Below are 18,161 nucleotides of genomic sequence, written 5' to 3' on the forward strand. Positions count from 1 at the left end.
GCTGCATTTGTCGCTCATTGACAGCTTTAACTGCAGAATGCTATATTCTTTTGGTAATACCATAATATAATTAAATCGCAAGGAGAGACATACCATGTTTAGAAAACGCTTTCTTTCCAAGGCGAGACAGCGTGTGATGCTGATCCGGTTAATTGCCTTCTTTCTGGTTGTATCCCTGCTGCCGCTGTTTACAATCAGCTCGATCTTTGACCAGCAATTGCGGTCGACGATGCAGCAGGAGCTGCTGGCCGCGAATACCAAGTATGTGCAGCAGACGATCAATGCGATGGAAAATGTGACAATGCAGATCAGCAATTCTTTTCATCAGCTGCTGCTCGATAAAGTGCTGCATGAGTTTGAGCGTTTTCCCCGCGGCAGCTACTATGAATCGTTGACAGGAGAGTACCGGGAGGAAGATTTGCCGGGGATGTACAGTTATTTGCAGAGTAAAGAGCAGACGATCATGGCCATAAAAAAGTTAAAGGATTCCAACGAATTTATCGATTCGGTCTACTTGTTTGACCGTACGAAGAATCAAATTTTCACTTCCGACAGCCTGCAGTTTCGTCCGGACCGGTTCTATGATACAGGCTGGGATGAAAATATAGAAAATCAGCGGTACTATCCGATCATTATGGATTCGCGCATGGCTACCGGACGCGATCTCGCGCCGAGAAGAGTGATTCCGATGATTTATGCTTCTCCGACCTGGGGCAATTATATCGCAGTTAATTTGAATGCCGAGGCATTGGCGAAAGCTTTTGTCAGCAAGCTGGATGGCAGCACGGATAGTACACTGTTCGTCCTGTCGCCCAATGGCCAATTATTGCTGCATGACGGGGATTCGCAGACGGATCCGGCCAATTCCGCCGCTCTGAAGCTGCTAACGCAGATGGAACTGGAGCAGATGGATAACGCTTACTCCAAGCAGCTGGACATTGATGGCAGGGCAAGTCTGCTGACAGCCTACACATCCGAGCATCTTGGCTGGCGCTTTATCACCGTTTCATCGCTGGAAGATCTATATGCCGGAATATCCAAAATCAGAATGATGATAACCGTCAGCTGCGCCATCCTCGTTGCAGCGATCGGCTTGCTTATTTATGCCGCTACATGGCAAATCTACATTCCGGTGCGGCGCTTGCTTGATTTTATCCATAAAAGCTTTGAACCTGATCAAAGTCATATCGACCCGCAGCGCAGCGAGGTTCGCGTGATCCAGGACAGCTTCAAAGTAGTGATGGAGGATCGGAATAGCCTGCAGCTCAGATTGCTGGAAAGCCTGCCCGCCAATCAGGAGAAATTTATCTACACTTTGCTGCACCCCCACGCACTACATAGCGATGAAATCCAAAAACGAATGGAATATTTGGAGCTCCGTTTGAATTTGGAAGGGGTCTACGTATGGCTTGTGTTGATCGAGAACGCCTCAAATTCCGATATCGAGAATGAGCGGCTGGACAAATTGCGGTTAATTGATGAGATCCATTTATGCTTGCCTGGCGAGCGGGACAGTATCGTGCTTGAGATCCTGGAAGGCCAAATTGTTGTCTTGATGAACGGCCGACACGACGAGCTGCAAGACAATTATCAATTGGCGGAACGCGTCATCCGGCAGGCGGAGGAACGGCTCGGGCTGCACTGTTCCATCGGCATCGGCGAGTTTTGCCGGCATCTCTCTGACTTGCCGGCCAGCTTCAGCCAGGCGAGGGAGGCGCTTCGCTACCGCATAATGGCCGGGTCCTGCGAGGTTGTCTACACTGATGATGTGCGGATGAGCGGCACGCCGCTGTTTATGTATCCGAAGGAAAAAGAGGAAGCGTTCATCTATGCGCTTATTAATGGGGAATATCTGAAAGCCAAAAGCATACTTGCGCATATCATGCGGGACTTTCAGGAGCAGGAAGGCAAAGTTCATTACCATCAGATCAAGCACGGGCTTATTCAGCTATTGAGCAGAATTACGATTATGGCCAATGAAATCCGCGTCGACTTGAATGTGCTGCTGAAGGAAAACAACAATCTGTTCTATTTGCTGCAGCAAAAAAATAATTGGCATGATATTGTGCACTGGTTTGAGGACTTAACAGGCAAGCTTACAGATTCTTTGGGCAATGCGGTGCGGGACAAAAAAAATCGCCATATCGAGCAGGCCATTCATATGCTTCATCAGGATTGCGGCGAGGCGATCACCCTGGCTTATGTGGCAGAGCAGCTTGGGCTTAACCCTTCCTACCTGAGCCGAATTTTTAAAGATGAACAGGGCGTCACCTTCCTCGAATATTTAACCTCCGTTCGTATTAGGCGCAGCAAGGAGCTGCTGGAGACAACCAATCTGAAGATTAAAGAGATTAGCGAACAAGTCGGCTATCTCAAGACCAATTACTATATCAAGCTGTTCAAGGAGTTTACAGGCATCACGCCGGGAGAATACCGCAAGCAGCTTGCAAACTCGGCGGATTCAGCTGAGCCGGCAAACCTGCAAAAGGCGGAGAAACTGGCGGAAACCTTGTAAACGCAAGGGAATGTCATGATTAAAGCATGAATGTAAAGGATGAAGCATTTCAAAATAGGCGATTCCGTCACTATAATTTGGTTATGTCATACGATCATCAATCAAAACAGGGAGGTTTCTTATGCGTAACCATGTTATGAAATCGTTGCTCAGCGGCTCGTTAGTTCTTTCCTTATTAGCGGCTTGTTCATCCCAGACGCCTGATGAGCCCAAACCGGCTTCCGCACCGGGAGCGGACAACAGCAGCAGCAATCGTGCAGGGGAAGGCAAGGAAGAGGAAACAAAAGCAAAGGATTACGGCAAAGTATATCTTTATCCCAACTACGGGCACCTGGGCAATGCGGTGAATTTGAGCTCCAAAGAAACTTTGGCTGAAGTTCGCCAATATATTAAAGAGCAGAGCGGCGTTGAAGTGATTGAGATTGTACCGCCAAAAGGGTCCGAAAGCGACCGCTTGAATTTGCTGCTGGCCGGCAATGAGCCGTTGGATATCTATAACGGGTCGATGGATTTGCATCAGGCCAATGGTGGGGCGATGCCGCTGAACAAGCTGCTGGATGAGTACGGGCCAAGCATTCGCTCCTTATGGCCGGATGACTGGTCGATGGCATCCTGGGAAGCCGTTCAGACTTCAGACGGTGAATTATGGGCGCTGCCCATTTCGCCGCCTATGGCAGGAGAGGCTCTGACGATCCGCAAGGATTGGCTGGATGAAGTCGGGCTCCCGGTGCCGGAAAACCTGGAACAATTTGAAGCCGTTTTGAAAGCGTTTAAAGAGAAAGATCCGGCCGGCAATGGCGAGACCATCCCGCTTATTACATCATTCGGCGAAATGAACCGGACGCTGGCAGGCCTGTTCATGGATTACGGCTATGGCGACTGGATCGATGCCGAAGGCAAAGTGAGGCCGACCGTACAAGATCCGGGCTATGAAGAGTTCGTAAAGCTAATGGCGGACTGGTACAAAAAAGGGTACATCTACCGCGAGTCCTTCTCAACCGATTCTGCGCGCAGGATTGAGCTCGTCCGGTCGAACCGTGTAGCAAGCGCCGCTACCTGGCATTCGCATACGATGCTGCAGACGATGGCGATTCGCAAGACGCTGGATAAGGATGCCGAGTTTGTGGTAGCCGATCTGCAAGGACCGAAGGGCTATGGCCGAATGGTCGGCGGTGTCGGCAAGGGCGGAACGATGATCAATAAAAACGCCAAAAACCCTGAAGGAGCGATACGTTATCTGAACTGGCTGCATTCCGACATCGAGAATTACTTAACCGCATTTTACGGCATACCAGGCAAGCATTGGGAATGGGTCGACAAAGAGAAAGGACTGATGCACCGTCTGAATACGGATTATGCCGGCGAATTTATGACGGGCTTCTCCTTTGCCATGACCGTTCAATTCCGGGAAGATGATCCGGAAAGCAATGACCTGTGGGTCAGACCGTTTTTCGAGTCGTACCTGGTAGAAAAAGAAAAGGTGAAATATACCGGAACATCAAAGGTGAGCTATCTGCTTGATACGGCCAAAATCGCGGAAGAGGTTCCAACGTCCGGCGATATCGAAAGAATGATCGAGCAGGAAATTACGAAGTTTATTATGGGCGCCCGTCCGTTGGCGGAGTACCAGCAATTTTTGAAAGAGCTTGAGGATGCGGGCATCAATAAGTGGATTGAAGCTTACACCAAAGAATATGAGCGGGTCAAGAACGGCTAAGGAAAGCAGGGTGATTCATTGTTGAATACTTCGATTTGGCGCCGGATCAGACGGGAAAAGCTGTACCTGCTGCTTGTGCTGCCCGGGCTCCTTTATTTTCTAGTTTTCCAATATGGCCCCATGTACGGCATTCTCATTGCGTTCAAAGACATTTCTCCCTTTCAGGGGCTGGAAGGCATGATGTCGGCAGACTGGGTGGGACTCAAACATTTTAACAATTTTATCAACTCGTATTACTTCTGGAACATTATCGGCAATACACTCATTATTAGCGTCTACAAGCTGCTGTTCGGATTTCCTGCACCAATTATTTTGGCGCTCTTATTGAATGAAGTCAGGCTGAAGTTTTTCAAAAAAACGGTGCAGACGATTTCATATATGCCCCATTTTATCTCGATGGTCGTGCTGGCCGGCTTAGTGTCGGTGATGCTGACGACCGACGGCGGATTTGTAAACGGCTTGCTGCAGCGTCTCGGGTTTGAACCGATCATGTTTCTGGGAGATAACCGCTTCTTCAGATCGGTGCTGGTCATATCCAGCATCTGGAAGGAAGTCGGCTGGAGCAGCATCATTTATATCGCAGCCATTGCAGGGGTAGATCCGCAGCTTTATGAAGCGGCAAAGGTAGACGGAGCGGGCCGGTTCAGACAAATGTGGAGCATTACGCTTCCGAGCATCAGCTTTATTGTCGTCATTCTTTTTATTTTGAATATCGGGCATATTTTGGATGCCGGCTTTGAACAAATCTTCCTGCTTTATTCTCCGCCCGTATACGAGGTAGCGGATATTATTGACACTTATGTTTACCGCAAAGGCTTGCTGGATCTGCAATATTCTTTCGCAGCAGCGGTCGGGCTGTTTAAAGCGGTGATCGCGCTTATATTGGTCGCGGGCGCAAACTATGTCGCGAAAAAGCTGGGACATGAAGGAATATGGTAGGTGATACAGAATGAAAGATTCCACTGGCGGCAAAATATTTAATGTCGTGAACTATTCTTTATTAACTGTGTTGACATTGACATTTATCGTTCCATTTCTAATCCTGCTCTCGACTTCGCTAGTCAGTGAACAAGAGCTGATCAGACGGGGAAGCTTCATTCTAGTCCCCGAAAAGCTTGATTTCACCTCCTATGCCACCTTGCTTAGCCAAGGATCGGCGTTGTACCAAAGCTATGGCATCACGATTATGCGGACAACGGCAGGAACGGCGCTCAATCTTATTTTTACCGCGATGATGGCTTACGGGCTGTCCCGCAAAACGCTACCCGGACGGAAAATCATCGTCACCCTTGTGTTCATCTCCATGCTGTTCGGCGGCGGCCTGGTGCCGACGTATTTATTAATGAAATTTCTCCATCTGACGAATACATTCTGGGTGATGATTTTCCCTTCGCTCATTAGCGCCTGGTATTTGCTCATCATGCGAAGTTTCTTTTCGCAAATACCGGAAAGCCTTGAGGAATCGGCAACACTGGATGGCGCATCGCCGCTCAGGGTGCTGGTCAGCATCATTATCCCTGTCAGTATGCCGATGCTTGCCACGATCGGTTTGTTTTACGGGGTAACGCATTGGAATGCCTGGTTTGACGCTACGATCTATATTACAAGCTCGGATCTTATGCCATTGCAGGTGTTTTTACGGCGTATCGTCCTAACGATGACCAATCAGGATCTCGACAGTTCCATTCTGCTGAATATGAAGGAACAAGCGACGCCGCAAGCGCTAAGAGGAGCGATGATTATGATCACAACGATTCCGATTATGTGCGTGTATCCGTTTCTGCAAAAGCATTTTATTAAAGGCGTGCTGGTCGGATCGGTCAAAGGATAATGAAAAGGAGAGAATACAAGATGAAGATTGAAAAAAAGGGCTACCCTGTTTTGGATTTAAGACCGGGAGCCAATAATCCGCGCAATAGCGAAGGGGCATTCCTCGATCTGAAGGACGGCCGCATCATGTTCGTCTACAGCCGGTTTACCGGCGACTCCTACAGCGATGACGCCAAAGCTTGTATTGCCTTAAGATATTCGGCAGACGGCGGGGAGACATGGAGCGGAGATACGATTATAGACGAACCTGACCGCTGGCAGGCGCTAAATATTATGAGCGTCTCCTTGCTAAGACTGGGAAATGGGGATATCGGATTATTCTATTCCCTTCGTTACGGCTGGCATGATACGAGGCTGCGCCTGTTCCGGTCCAGCGATGAAGGGAACACATGGAGCGAACCGGTCTGCTGTGTGCCGGGATTAGGATATTACGTGGTCAATAACGACCGTGTCATCCGATTATCGACCGGACGGCTTCTTGTCCCGTCCGCACTGCACAAAATGAGAACAAGTGATACGGTCGAATGGAAATCGTTCGATTCACGCGGCACTGTCTATGTGATGATATCGGACGATGACGGCTGCACATGGCGGGAAGCGGCCAACAGCATCTCCTTATCTGTCCCTTCGTCAGCCAGCGGTTTGCAGGAGCCGGGCATCATCGAACTGGCTAACGGCGCGCTCTGGATGTATATTCGAACAGATCTGGGGCGGCAGTATGAGGCTTTCTCCCATGACGGCGGGGAAACATGGTCCGAAGCAAGACCGTCGCAATTTACATCGTCCGTTTCTCCCTTGTCGATGAAGCGGAGGCCCGCGACAGGAGATTTGCTGGCCGTATGGAATCCGATTCCGAATTACCAGCTGCGTGATATCGGTAAGCATTCCTGGGGCAGAACGCCGCTTGTCGGCGCAATTAGCCGGGATGAGGGGAAGACATGGTCAAATTATTTTGCGGTAGAAACCGAGGAGGATAACGGAGGTTACTGCTATACGGCCATCCATTTCACGCCCGATGCTGTGCTGCTGGCGTATTGCGCGGGCGAACCGGAGGACGGGATTTGCCTGTCGCGCCTGAAGATGACCAAAATCAAGCTGGCCGATATCATGTGAAAAAGAGTCAATTTCACCATATACCACTGGCACTTTGATTATTAATGACATTAACTATTTTACAAGTGGACGGAAATGAATATTCAAGTGGTCGATTGGCACCTACCTCTACGGGCGTCGAATGTACGAGTCGATGGTGTACTGGGAGACGGCTAGCATCAACAGCGCTCAAGCGGAGGTAAAGCAGGAATTCGCACAGATCTGGCGAGCGGCTGAGAAGATCGTGTATCCCCACAAGTACGACAAAGCTGGCTTCATCTGCGAGATTGAAGCCAGCTTAATTCGCGTATGGCTTATCCGGTTACTTTGCGCTTCGGGTATAACTCTTTCTTTTGTGAAAAGACAGCGATCGGTAGCGCTGGGCCAGCTTGCCGACGGCAGACCTCGACAGAGCGGATGGGCTGGTCGACAGACTTTTGTTAAGCGCGCTTTTGAGTCGAGCTTTCCCGGGGTGAACGGAATAAACGTAATTTCCGTACGTCTCAAATTCAGAAAATCCGAACTGCTTTTTTCGGTTGACGCTTTTCAGAATGGCTTTAAACCACTTCGTTCCGTGCCTCGCTTCGATTTTATTCTTGAGCGACTGCAGCTTCGTTTTGTCGAACAACATGTAGTGCGTCACGAAAGAACGGGGACGTGGGGCTTTTGTTCCGAGTAGCTTGCGATAGGTGACGAAATATTCAGGCTGGCTCCAGTTTCGGCAATAGAACAGTTGCTTGCCGTCGGCGTAGAACCGGTGCGGCCGGATCAATACGGTATCGGCGTCGATAACCAAGAAATGCCGCTGGCTCGCAACGGAACTGCTGCCGAGCTTCAACAGCTGCTGGTATAACCAGCCGGATCTCTCCCATCTTTTGGAACGGTACGTGATCTGTTTTTTTCGCAGGGGGAGAACCGTACTTTCATGAATGAAGGCACAGCCTTTGAGATGGCAGACGGCTTTGATTTTGGGGCTGTCCGGCGCCACGACGAAAATCCGGCCGATGGGATGCCGCACGTATTTTCTTACACCGTCGATCACATAGGGAAGCGTGCCCAAATCTTTGTCGATGGCCGGAATGACGACGTCGATTTTGATATCAGAGTTCGAGGCCAATGAGAATCCGCTCCTTTTCATAGTCGGTTATCATCAGAATATGCTGCGCCGATCGTTTTGGGTTGGGACTGTCGACCCCTTACTTTCCCGTCGACAACCATTTTTTCAACAATGGCTCCTCGGATTTAGGGCAGATGAGCAATCCATTGGAAGTCAGGGCGACGATAAGGTCGCTAACCCCGATAATGACCGCCTTCCGGTCATCCACAAATACGAGATTTCGGGCTGCATCCATCAGATCGACCTCGCCCTGGATGACATTCCCGCTCGGATCCTGTGGCAGGTATCGCAGCAGAGAGCCCCAGGAACCGATATCGTCCCATCCACAATTTACCGGCAAGCAATAGATCGTCCTTGCTTTCTCCAGAACGGCATAATCGATGGAAAGCCGAGGCATGTCGGCGTATGCGGCATCCGGGTCTGTCGGGTTTTGAAGTAGGGGGTTGAAAAGCGCCGGCTCGCAGGATTGGATGCAGTGGGCCATGGCCTCCGGGCGGCAGACAAGGATGCCGCTGTTCCAGTAGATGCCGGGTTCGTTTATGAGCTGTGGGGCCCGTTTATCGTCCGGTTTCTCCAAAAACCGGGCGACCCGGAGTATTCCGCTTACGGAGCTTTCCTGGCCGGCATTCGGGTCGGGCGCGGTGAACAAATATCCGAAGCCGGTCTCGGCTCGGTTGGGCCGGACGCCGAGCGTTACGATCGCATCAGGCAATAAAGCTACATCCGCTGCTGCGGAGACGGCTGCAAGGAAGGCCTCCTTGTCCGCTATATATTGATCGGAAGGCACGAACGCCACCGGTTCGTCGTCTCCGGTTTGAAGGAAGCGAAAGACGGTCAATGCGATGCATGCGGCGGTATCCTTCTGCTGGGGCTCGACGATCAGCTGATTCGGCGAAAAATCGGGCAACTGTTCTTTCAACAGAGGCAAGTAGTGCCGGGGCAGCGCGATAAAGAGGCGAGAAGCGGGCACGAAATCGCGAAAGCGGTTCGCCGTCTCTTGAATCAAAGTTTGCTCGGACAGGAACGGCAGGAACTGCTTGGGCAAATCGTCGTTGCTTCGTGGCCAAAAACGGGTTCCTTTTCCCCCCGCCATAATGACGATTTTCAAGTAATGCACCTCCTAATGACAAAAGACGGACCGTGTTTTATCATTGTATGCATGTTTCAATCCTCTGGAGACGGCAGACGTACAATGGGCGGCAAGTCGAAGGTAAGGGTGCCGAATTTGCTAAAGTAATGTATTCCCAAAAATCGACCACTCACCTATATTCTGGTCATACGGGGGAAACGCAATAAAGGATTCAGTGATCAGCTGTGAGTGGCAATCCAATCATTTTTATGCGCAAGCGAAATTAATGGAACATTATGCAAAATTTTCTCGTCTATAAAGGATGAGATTGAGGGGGGGGGACTAAAAAAGGTATGTCGTATTTTAGAAAAAGTAAATTTTTTGCGGCAGGCATTCTTCTGCTGCTGATTGTGCCTGCGTGTGGACATTCTTCTTCTACTGAATCGATTTCCTTAGAACAACGCCGCGCTGAGGCGAAGAAGATTGATACGCGTATTGTTAAAGCAAGCAACGAGTTTGGCATGCATCTCTATCGGCAATTGGTTCAGACGGAGCAGAACAAGAAGAAAAACATATTCATTTCTCCGACCAGCATTTCTTTGGCGCTTGCCATGACTTACAATGGCAGCAACGGGGAAACACAAACCGCGATGGCCAAAACAATGGGCTGGCAGAACATGTCCTTAGATGAAATCAATCAGGGCAACAAGGCGCTTATTTCGCTTTTGCAGCAGTCTGGCAACGGCGTGCAAGTAAGCATTGCCAATTCACTTTGGTCGCGTAAAGGGATAGCATTTCACAATGATTTTATGAAAACCAACCAGGCGTTTTATGATGCCCAAGTAACCGAGCTCGATTTCAGCAGTCCCAAAGCCGTTGACACAATCAATGACTGGGTAAACAACAATACTAATGGGAAAATTCCGAATATGATCGAATCCATCGATCCCATGGAAGTTCTGATTCTGATGAATGCGGTTTACTTCAATGGCGGATGGAAAGAGGAGTTTCAGCCTTCCGCTACGAAAGAGGAACGCTTCAGGCTGCAGGACGGTTCTGCCAAGCAAGTGCAGATGATGGCGCAGACAGGCACTTATGAGTATTTTCAGGAGGAGGGATTTCAAGCTATCCGCTTGCCATACGGGGAAGGGCAGATGGATATGCTGATCATACTTCCGGACGAATCTTCCTCATTGGATGCCCTTTATGAATTGCTCGAGGCGGATTACAGCCGCTGGCATCAGCCGTTTGGGATGAGCAAGGGAGAGATCAAGCTTCCGCGTTTCAAGATCGAATACGACGTACCGTTGAAAGAGCCTCTCCAGGCTATGGGGATGACATTGCCATTTGACGAAGCGAAGGCTGACTTTTCCGGCATGGCACCGGTTCCACCCAACCTGTTCATTAGTGGAGTAACACATAAATCGTTCGTCGAAGTCAATGAAAAAGGAACAGAGGCAGCGGCAGTCACTTCGGTTCAAATGGCTGGGGCTTCCGCTCCGGTCGATCCGCCATTCCAGATGACGGTCAACCGGCCGTTCTTCTTCGCCATTGAAGACTGCCAGACCGGCGCATGGCTGTTTTTAGGGGCCGTGACGGAGCCATAGTTGGAATTGAAAAGGCCGGTTTAGCCGGCCTTTTCGCATAAATCCATATATTGCTGATAAGCAAAATCGTCCGCACATTGCTCGACATGCAGGAATCGGTAATGTGTTGATGCTTGGGCCTCTTTCTTCAAAGCGGCCTGGTACGTATCAAGGTCTTTTTGCGGCAACTGGGAGAGGACATCAATGAGATGAAAGCATTCATGAAAGAAAATAAAATACGGAAGTGCATTTCTACTAATTTGATAATGAGACATTACGAATTTTTCGTCTGCAGTGATATAACGGTCATAGGGAATTTGAATAAATATTTTTGCTTTTTTGCCTTTCCGGTCTAAAATAACCGAGCCGCCGTAAAAAGGGCCCCAGGAAAGATGAAGCGAGACTTTTAAAGCAGTCGGAAAACGGTTTGAAATAAGCACTAATTGATAAAGGAGCCTTTTCTCCCAAACACGAATACGAAGTTTTCTCCAATTATAGGTGAGTAACAATTTACGGAGCATCGCAACTCCTCCTTTGTTTCACCATACACTAGGGACCGCTTCTTATACAATGTTAAAATCTGCATTTCACCTGAATCCGAATAATTGAAGTATTTTTCACAAAATAGAAGTCAAGACTAAGGATGAGGTGAAGCCCATGTCTGTTCTAATCATTTTAGGCAGCATATTAGTTCCGTTACTCATGGCCTATTGGCATAAAAGATGGAGTCCGATCCGACATGCATTTAATGTCGCCTCGCTTATTATGGGGCTTGTTTTCGGAAATATCGCAGCTATATCAGTGTATCGCATAATTAGAGACCAAACTGTTTTTATGACGAAAATCCATGGCATCTTCATTAACCCGTTCTTTCTTGCAGCAGGCGCTTACCTCGGGGTCTACATTCTCTACCGCTTGCTGATGTTCACGATGAAGGCTTATAAGGAAGACCGCTGAAGATACTCCTTCAATGGCATAGACTACTTTATCGCGCAAATCGAAAACATCGGCGTCCTGCCATAGGCTATTTGCTCATCTTCTGTATAAATGTCGGCATCAAAACCGCCGCCCAGCTCGACTAATTTGAATCCGGCGCCGTAAAGCGCCTGCTCGTCCCATTGCGGGCGCTGCTTGAAGGTGAGCGGAAGCTGGCGCGATATATCGTTCCCTTCTTTTTCTAACTCCGCGCTTTCCTTAACATTGAATCCCATCGCTCTTGCCTGCTCCATACCTTCCTCCACTTTTGCTGCAGCTTCCGGATTTGTTAAATGCGCATTCCAATTGGCATCGAAAATGACGGATCTGCCGCCCGTTTTCAACAGCTTCGCCCAAAGGCGGTACACGCTTTCCGGATCGCGCAGCGTCCACGTTACATTGCGGCTAATAATCACATCGAAGCTTCCCTCCGCGAACGGAAGATCATGCAAATCGCTGTTTATAAATTTAATGCTCGCTTGTGCTGCCTGAGCGTTTTTATGGGCATTCTTGAGCATTTCCGGCGAAGAGTCGACCGCCGTTACCGTGTGGCCCATCCCGGCTAGCAAAATAGCGAAGAACCCCGGACCCGTACCGACATCCAGTACTGCCTGATTCGGCGTTGGTCCGATCTGCCGCTCTATGAGCTTCATCCAGGCTTGCTTCTTGAAACCGTTCATTTCCTTGGCGATCACTTCGTCATACAGCTCCGCGCCGTTGTCCCAATATTTTTGTTGGCGTGTCTTTAAATTCATATGGTTCCCTCCGTTAAATGACAGGCTCGAAAAATAAATTGCGCTTTCCATCGTCAACGTATATATTAGTAAATATTACGATTTAATTCCCGAAAGCTATTTTATCAACAAAGAGATTCGTAATCAACTATTTTTTTAGTGGAGGCCATTATGAAGAAATGTTGGAAAGCGGGCACAAGTCTATTACTTGCTGCTCTAATGTTATGGGGATGCGGCCAAGCGCCGGCAGGGAATAACCAGGCGGAGCCGGAAGGTCCCGTTGCGAAACAAATTACAGTTGCGGTTGCCCAAGATATCGAAGCCGGGAAGCTCGATGCGGCAAGCTACAACGGACTTATGCAAGCTTATCCGCTCGTTTATGACGCGCTTGTTGAATATGGGGCTAAAGGAGAAAACTTGTCGGGGCTGGCCGAAAAATGGGACATATCGGAGGATGGCAAAACATACACATTCCATTTACGCAAAAATGTCCAATTTTCCGATGGAACGCCGTTCAATGCAGATGCGGTAAAGTTCTCAATCATGCGCTGGGCAAATAAAAAGGACCATGAATCTTTCCGTACGTCCAAAAACATCCAAAATATCGAAGTGAGCGATGAGTATACTGTGAAGCTGACGTTCAGCGAAGCCTATTATTTGACCTTGACGGAGCTAACTTATGCCAGACCGTTCCGTATCATGAGCCCGACCGCAGTGGAGCCGGCAGGCGATCCAGACGGGAAGTTTGTCAAAGCGATCGGTACCGGAGCGTGGGTAGTATCGGATTATAAGCAGGACGAGCAAGCCGTTTTTACGCCAAATCCGAATTACTGGGGAAGCAAGCCCAAGCTGGGCAGGCTGGTGTTCAAAGTGATTCCCGACCCACAGACGCGCGTGCTTGCGCTGCAAAAAAACGACATCCAGCTGGCCGGTGGCTCCTTTGGCAAAATACCTGTCGAAAGCTTAAGCCTCTTTAACAGCAGTAAAGATGTCGCGATGAAGCAAATTGACGGCACGATCACTTACTTTTTCGGTTTTAATAACGACAACAATATATTGCAGGACGTAAATGTCCGTAAAGCGTTAAATTACGCCATTAACAAACAGGATATCGCAGAGAAGCTCCTGAACGGGATCGGCCAGCCAGCTAAAGGCCTGTTTCAAAGCACGGTTCCTTATGTAACGAAAGATAACGAAAAGGGTTACGGCTACGATCTCGATCAGGCGAAAGAGCTGCTCGGCGCCGCCGGCTGGAAGGATACTAACGGTGATGGGATTGCCGACAAAGCGGGCAAGCCACTAACACTCTCACTCGTCCTGCAAACTGAGGAATATCCGGAATGGAAAGCGATCGGCGAAGCGGCGCAAAGCGACCTCGCTAAAGCCGGCGTCCAACTGGAGCTGAAAGTGCTGGAGAAAGGCGCCTATTACGATGCCCTGTGGAAAAACAAGAACTACGATCTTATCGTCTACCGCACCTATGAGGATGCGTACAACCCGTACGGCTTTTTAACGTCGCTGTTCTATGCAGCGGACAAAAAGCCGGTGCTGGGCTACGGAGACGGGTATTTCAACGAATTGCTTGACAAGGTGCAATCGTCAACGAGCGAAGAGGAGCGTCAGCAGCTTTATACTGAGATTTTCGGTCTCATTCACGATCAAGCGTTGGTACTCCCGGTATTTGCTCCCTATGAAATTTTGCTCAGCAGCAAGAAGATAAAGCCGTTTGAACTCGGAACAACGCAAAGCCGTCCGGTCGTATGGGAAAAGCTGGACATCAATCTGTGAGCCGAAAATGAACCATTTTATAAAAAGGATTTTATGGGCGTTTCCGACGCTGCTTGGCATATCGCTTATCTGCTTTCTCCTGCTGCAGCTCGTTCCCGGCGAGCCTGCAGAGCTGCTGCTGCGCGGGCGCGGCATCGAACCGACGGCAGAGCAAATCGCCGATTACCGCAGCCGGCTCGGTCTCGATCGCCCCTTGGTCATGCAATACTTGACATGGCTGCTCCATGCGCTGCAGCTTGATTTTGGCACCTCCTTCAGAAGCGGGCTGCCCGTAACCGGCGAACTTCTCTCGCGGCTGCCGGCCACGCTGGAGCTGCTCGGATTTTCATTTGCGCTGACGATGGCTGTTGTGATCTTGGCCGGCTTTTTGTCTGCCCTTTACAAACAGACTTTGTTCGATCAGCTTGTCCGAATGGTGTCGATTGCCGGTTTATCGCTGCCTTCTTTCTGGCTGGGGCTTATTCTGCTTTATTTTTTATCCGTGCGGCTGCAATGGTTTCCGCTCATGGGGCGGGGTGGCATTGCCCATCTCATTTTGCCGTCGTTCACGTTAAGCCTGGGCATCATGGCCCAATATGCCAGGTTGTTCCGCTCGAATGTGCTGGAGGTGCTCGAACAGCCTTTTATGAAAGCGGCGCGGGCAAAAGGGATCAAGCGCAAGTGGCTGTACGGCAGGCACGCCTTTCGCTCCTCCTTGATCCCGCTTGTAGCGATCGCCGGGACGAGCTTCGGCCAGTTTTGGGGAGGCTCGGTCACTGTAGAGGTCATTTTTTCATGGCCTGGGCTGGGCAAATATATGATGGACTCGATATCGGCAAGGGATTATCCTGTTATCCAGTCCTACATCTTTCTGCTTTCGCTCCTGATGCTGCTCGTCAACATACTTACAGACGCGGTGTACGCGCTTATTGATCCAAGGATTCGGTTTAAAGGAGCGGATAAATCTTGAGAACAGTTCCCGTTCCACAGCAAAGTCACTTAAGGCTCGCCCTCGCGAAATTGCGCCGAAACCGGCTGGCGATGAGCGGTTTGCTTATAATTGTCCTGATCTCGGCAGCGGGCGCGCTGGCACCCGTCCTCGCTCCGTATGATGCGGCGGCAATCAATTTGGCGGACAAATTGCAGCCTCCCAGCTATGCTTATCCGCTCGGTACCGATCACTTGGGCCGGGACATTTTCACGAGAATGCTGCACGGTATTTTGACTTCGCTGTACATCCCTTTTATAACGCTACTTATCGTTGTCGTTGTCGGAGTCATTGCCGGAGCTGCAGCGGGCTATGCCGGGGGCAGAACTGACGTGGCCATCATGGGTGTGACTGAGGTGTTCTTGTCGTTCCCGAGCATGCTTTTCGCGATGGTGATTGCAGGCTTGCTCGGCCCGGGCCTTGTCAACACGATGGTCGCACTGTCGCTCGTCTGGTGGACCAGGTATGTGAAGGTTATCCGCGGGATTGTCCTTTCACTTAAGGAAAAAGAATTTATCGCCGCAAGCCGGTCAGCCGGCACACGGTCTATCGGGATCGTAGTCCGTCATATTTTTCCTAATCTATATTCGACCATATTTGTCATGGGAACACTGGATATGGGCAGAATCGTTCTGGCCATGTCGGGACTGTCCTTTCTCGGCTTGGGTGTACAGCCGCCCGAACCGGAGTGGGGCGCCATGCTTGTGGACGGCCGAAATTACATGCAGATCGCCCCGGGACTGCTGCTGTACCCCGGCCTGGCCATCATGCTGGTGACACTCGCATTTAATTTGCTTGGCGAAGGATTGCGCGATGCGCTGGATTCGCAGGATTCAGAATTAAAGAAGAGGCAGCAGCAGAAGGGGAGCAGCCTCTTACAAACCAGCGGCGATCTAACCGGTGGGGGAGGGCAATCAGGCCATCATGATCCGAATTCAAGCTTGACGCCAGAGCCTGCGCTGCTTCGTGTGGAGAAGCTGACGGCCGTATTTCAGCGAGACAGCCAAATCACCCCAATTGTTAAGGGGATCAGCTTTCAGGTGCATGCCGGCAAAATTTTGTGCTTGATCGGCGAGAGCGGATCCGGCAAAAGCATCACAGCGTTATCTGTGCTTGGCCTGCTTGAATCTCCCGGGTACGTTGTGGCAGGGGAGGTGTGGCTGGAAAATGCCAATTTGCGTACATGGAGCGAAAAGCAGCTCCGCACCATCCGCGGCAGCGATATTGCCATGATCTTTCAAAATCCTGGAGCGGCACTAAATCCGCTGCTCAAAATAGGCGTTCAACTCGTAGAAGCCATTTTAAGCCATAGCAGCATGACTGAAGCCGAAGCAAAAAAGCGGGCAAGCGCCAGCCTACGCCAAGCGGGACTACAAGCGCCGGACAAAATCATGGACCGTCACCCGTTCGAGCTGAGCGGGGGCATGAAACAGCGCGTGATGATTGCCATGGCCATCTGTCTGCAGCCTAAAGTGCTGATCGCAGACGAGCCGACGACGGCTCTGGACGTAACGGTCCAGGCGCAAATATTAACGGAGCTAAGACGATTAAGGGACGAACAAAATACCGGAATTTTACTCATCACGCATGATATTGGCGTTGTGGCGCAAATGGCGGATGAGGTCGCTGTCATGAAGGATGGCGTCATAGTCGAATATGGCGATGTGCAGCGCATTTTCGAGCAGCCTGCTCATCCCTACACGCAAGCTTTGCTGCAAACTGCGCTGCGGATTTCAGCAATCAATGGAGGAAAAAAGCTATGAGCTTTCTGACCTTGAACGGCTTGAGCAAGACGTTTGCCCGCCGCCCGCAAACAGAGCCAGTCGCCGCACTTGACGGCATATCACTCATAATGGCGAAAGGCGAGTCGCTCGCCGTCATCGGCGAAAGCGGCAGTGGAAAAAGTACGCTGGCCAAAATTATCGCCAGGCTGGAAACAGCGGATGCCGGCAGCATTTATTATAAAGGAAAAGATATTTCCTCCTTGACTCGCGATATGGAGAAAAGCGTCCGCCGCAACATCCAGATCATTTTTCAAGATCCGGCAGCGGCTTTAAATCCCCGCAAGACCGTCAGGGAAATACTCGAAGAGCCTTTGCGCAATTTCGAATCGTTTGGCCGGGAAGCGAGGCTCGCCCGCATCGCGGAGATGCTGGAGACCGTGAAATTAGCTCCGCATTACCTTTCGCGCTATCCACACGAGCTAAGCGGCGGCCAATGCCAGCGGATATGTGTAGCGCGGGCGCTAATTTGCCGGCCTGAGCTGGTGCTGTGCGATGAGCCGGTTTCCAGTCTGGATGCATCCTTGCAAGCGGAAATTATAGCATTGATGAAAAGACTGAAAGAGATATTCGGGCTGTCTTACTTGTTTATTTCGCATAATCTGGCTGCAGTAGCGGCATTATGCGACCGTGTGGCGGTCATGTATTTGGGGCAAATGATGGAAATATTCCCGGTTCATACGCTCGGGCGCCGCCCCAATCATCCATACACCCAGTTATTGCTCGCTTCAATGCCTGTCCCGGATCCTCGCCGGCGCCAGTCGTGGAATGGGCTGTCTCAGTATACGCCGAAGGAAGAGGGCGGCTTGTCCCGGGGCTGCAAATTTTATCACCGCTGTCCGCTAGCGGAGCCGATTTGCCGAATCGAGAAACCTCCGCTTCTGGCCATGGGCGAAGGCCAGCTTGTGGCATGTCACTACACTGACAAGATGATTTGATTTAAATAGCGGCAGTCTGCGGCTTTATTTCCCGCCCGCAGGCTGCCGCTGT

At 50.3% G+C, this 18,161-nt stretch carries 15 protein-coding genes; 11 read left to right on the forward strand and 4 right to left on the reverse strand.

Features of this window, described 5'->3' with window-relative positions; genetic code table 11:
* Positions 1–94: 94 nt before the first annotated feature.
* From ACFQ0N_RS03300 to ACFQ0N_RS03320, 5 genes are all read left to right on the forward strand, one after another.
* The gene (locus ACFQ0N_RS03300; RefSeq protein WP_379322909.1) at positions 95–2,515 is read left to right on the forward strand and encodes a helix-turn-helix domain-containing protein; all 2,421 of its coding nucleotides are present in this window, start codon (positions 95–97) and stop codon (positions 2,513–2,515) included.
* A gap of 121 nt (positions 2,516–2,636) precedes the next feature.
* Positions 2,637–4,232: an extracellular solute-binding protein gene (locus ACFQ0N_RS03305; protein WP_379322910.1), complete on the forward strand. Its 1,596-nt coding sequence runs from the start codon at positions 2,637–2,639 to the stop codon at positions 4,230–4,232.
* A 21-nt stretch (positions 4,233–4,253) separates the two neighbouring features.
* Complete coding sequence (locus tag ACFQ0N_RS03310; RefSeq protein ID WP_379322911.1) at positions 4,254–5,171, forward strand: ABC transporter permease; 918 nt, start codon at positions 4,254–4,256, stop codon at positions 5,169–5,171.
* Positions 5,172–5,181: 10 nt separating this feature from the next.
* Positions 5,182–6,063 (forward strand): carbohydrate ABC transporter permease, encoded by an 882-nt coding sequence (locus ACFQ0N_RS03315; RefSeq protein WP_379322912.1) that lies wholly within the window; start codon positions 5,182–5,184, stop codon positions 6,061–6,063.
* A 20-nt stretch (positions 6,064–6,083) separates the two neighbouring features.
* Positions 6,084–7,175: a sialidase family protein gene (locus ACFQ0N_RS03320; protein WP_379322913.1), complete on the forward strand. Its 1,092-nt coding sequence runs from the start codon at positions 6,084–6,086 to the stop codon at positions 7,173–7,175.
* A 301-nt stretch (positions 7,176–7,476) separates the two neighbouring features.
* Here ACFQ0N_RS03320 and ACFQ0N_RS03325 read toward each other — a convergent pair whose 3' ends face one another.
* Positions 7,477–8,292 carry a DUF6492 family protein gene (locus ACFQ0N_RS03325; RefSeq protein ID WP_379322914.1) on the reverse strand — a complete coding sequence of 272 codons (816 nt, stop codon included), beginning with the start codon at positions 8,290–8,292 and terminating at the stop codon, positions 7,477–7,479.
* A gap of 58 nt (positions 8,293–8,350) precedes the next feature.
* Positions 8,351–9,379 carry a mannose-1-phosphate guanylyltransferase gene (locus ACFQ0N_RS03330; protein ID WP_379322915.1) on the reverse strand — a complete coding sequence of 343 codons (1,029 nt, stop codon included), beginning with the start codon at positions 9,377–9,379 and terminating at the stop codon, positions 8,351–8,353.
* A gap of 314 nt (positions 9,380–9,693) precedes the next feature.
* Between ACFQ0N_RS03330 and ACFQ0N_RS03335 the strand changes: the two genes are divergently transcribed.
* Positions 9,694–10,947 carry a serpin family protein gene (locus tag ACFQ0N_RS03335; protein ID WP_379322916.1) on the forward strand — a complete coding sequence of 418 codons (1,254 nt, stop codon included), beginning with the start codon at positions 9,694–9,696 and terminating at the stop codon, positions 10,945–10,947.
* 20 nt (positions 10,948–10,967) lie between these two features.
* Here ACFQ0N_RS03335 and ACFQ0N_RS03340 read toward each other — a convergent pair whose 3' ends face one another.
* Positions 10,968–11,447 (reverse strand): hypothetical protein, encoded by a 480-nt coding sequence (locus ACFQ0N_RS03340; RefSeq protein ID WP_379322917.1) that lies wholly within the window; start codon positions 11,445–11,447, stop codon positions 10,968–10,970.
* Between the two features lie 136 nt (positions 11,448–11,583).
* Between ACFQ0N_RS03340 and ACFQ0N_RS03345 the strand changes: the two genes are divergently transcribed.
* A complete protein-coding gene (locus ACFQ0N_RS03345) occupies positions 11,584–11,883 on the forward strand; it encodes a transposase (protein WP_379322918.1) in 300 nt (99 codons plus the stop codon).
* 23 nt (positions 11,884–11,906) lie between these two features.
* On the opposite strand, the gene ACFQ0N_RS03350 is transcribed toward ACFQ0N_RS03345, so the two are convergent.
* Positions 11,907–12,656: a class I SAM-dependent methyltransferase gene (locus ACFQ0N_RS03350; protein ID WP_379322919.1), complete on the reverse strand. Its 750-nt coding sequence runs from the start codon at positions 12,654–12,656 to the stop codon at positions 11,907–11,909.
* Positions 12,657–12,806: 150 nt separating this feature from the next.
* On the opposite strand from ACFQ0N_RS03350, the gene ACFQ0N_RS03355 reads away from it, so the two are divergent.
* Genes ACFQ0N_RS03355 through ACFQ0N_RS03370 form a run of 4 tightly spaced genes read left to right on the forward strand, consistent with a single transcriptional unit; the run spans position 12,807 to position 18,109 of the window.
* On the forward strand, positions 12,807–14,423 hold the full coding sequence (locus ACFQ0N_RS03355; RefSeq protein WP_379322920.1) for a nickel ABC transporter substrate-binding protein: 1,617 nt from the start codon (positions 12,807–12,809) through the stop codon (positions 14,421–14,423).
* A 7-nt stretch (positions 14,424–14,430) separates the two neighbouring features.
* Positions 14,431–15,372: a nickel ABC transporter permease gene (nikB, locus tag ACFQ0N_RS03360; protein ID WP_379322921.1), complete on the forward strand. Its 942-nt coding sequence runs from the start codon at positions 14,431–14,433 to the stop codon at positions 15,370–15,372.
* The gene (locus tag ACFQ0N_RS03365; RefSeq protein ID WP_379322922.1) at positions 15,369–17,153 is read left to right on the forward strand and encodes a dipeptide/oligopeptide/nickel ABC transporter permease/ATP-binding protein; all 1,785 of its coding nucleotides are present in this window, start codon (positions 15,369–15,371) and stop codon (positions 17,151–17,153) included. Before nikB ends, ACFQ0N_RS03365 begins: the two co-directional genes overlap by 4 nt.
* On the forward strand, positions 17,150–18,109 hold the full coding sequence (locus ACFQ0N_RS03370) for an oligopeptide/dipeptide ABC transporter ATP-binding protein (protein WP_379322923.1): 960 nt from the start codon (positions 17,150–17,152) through the stop codon (positions 18,107–18,109). Before ACFQ0N_RS03365 ends, ACFQ0N_RS03370 begins: the two co-directional genes overlap by 4 nt.
* The last annotated feature ends 52 nt before the right edge of the window (positions 18,110–18,161 follow it).

The sequence above is a fragment of the Paenibacillus sp. GCM10027626 genome, assembly GCF_042676285.1.
Lineage (GTDB): Bacteria > Bacillota > Bacilli > Paenibacillales > Paenibacillaceae > Paenibacillus_Z.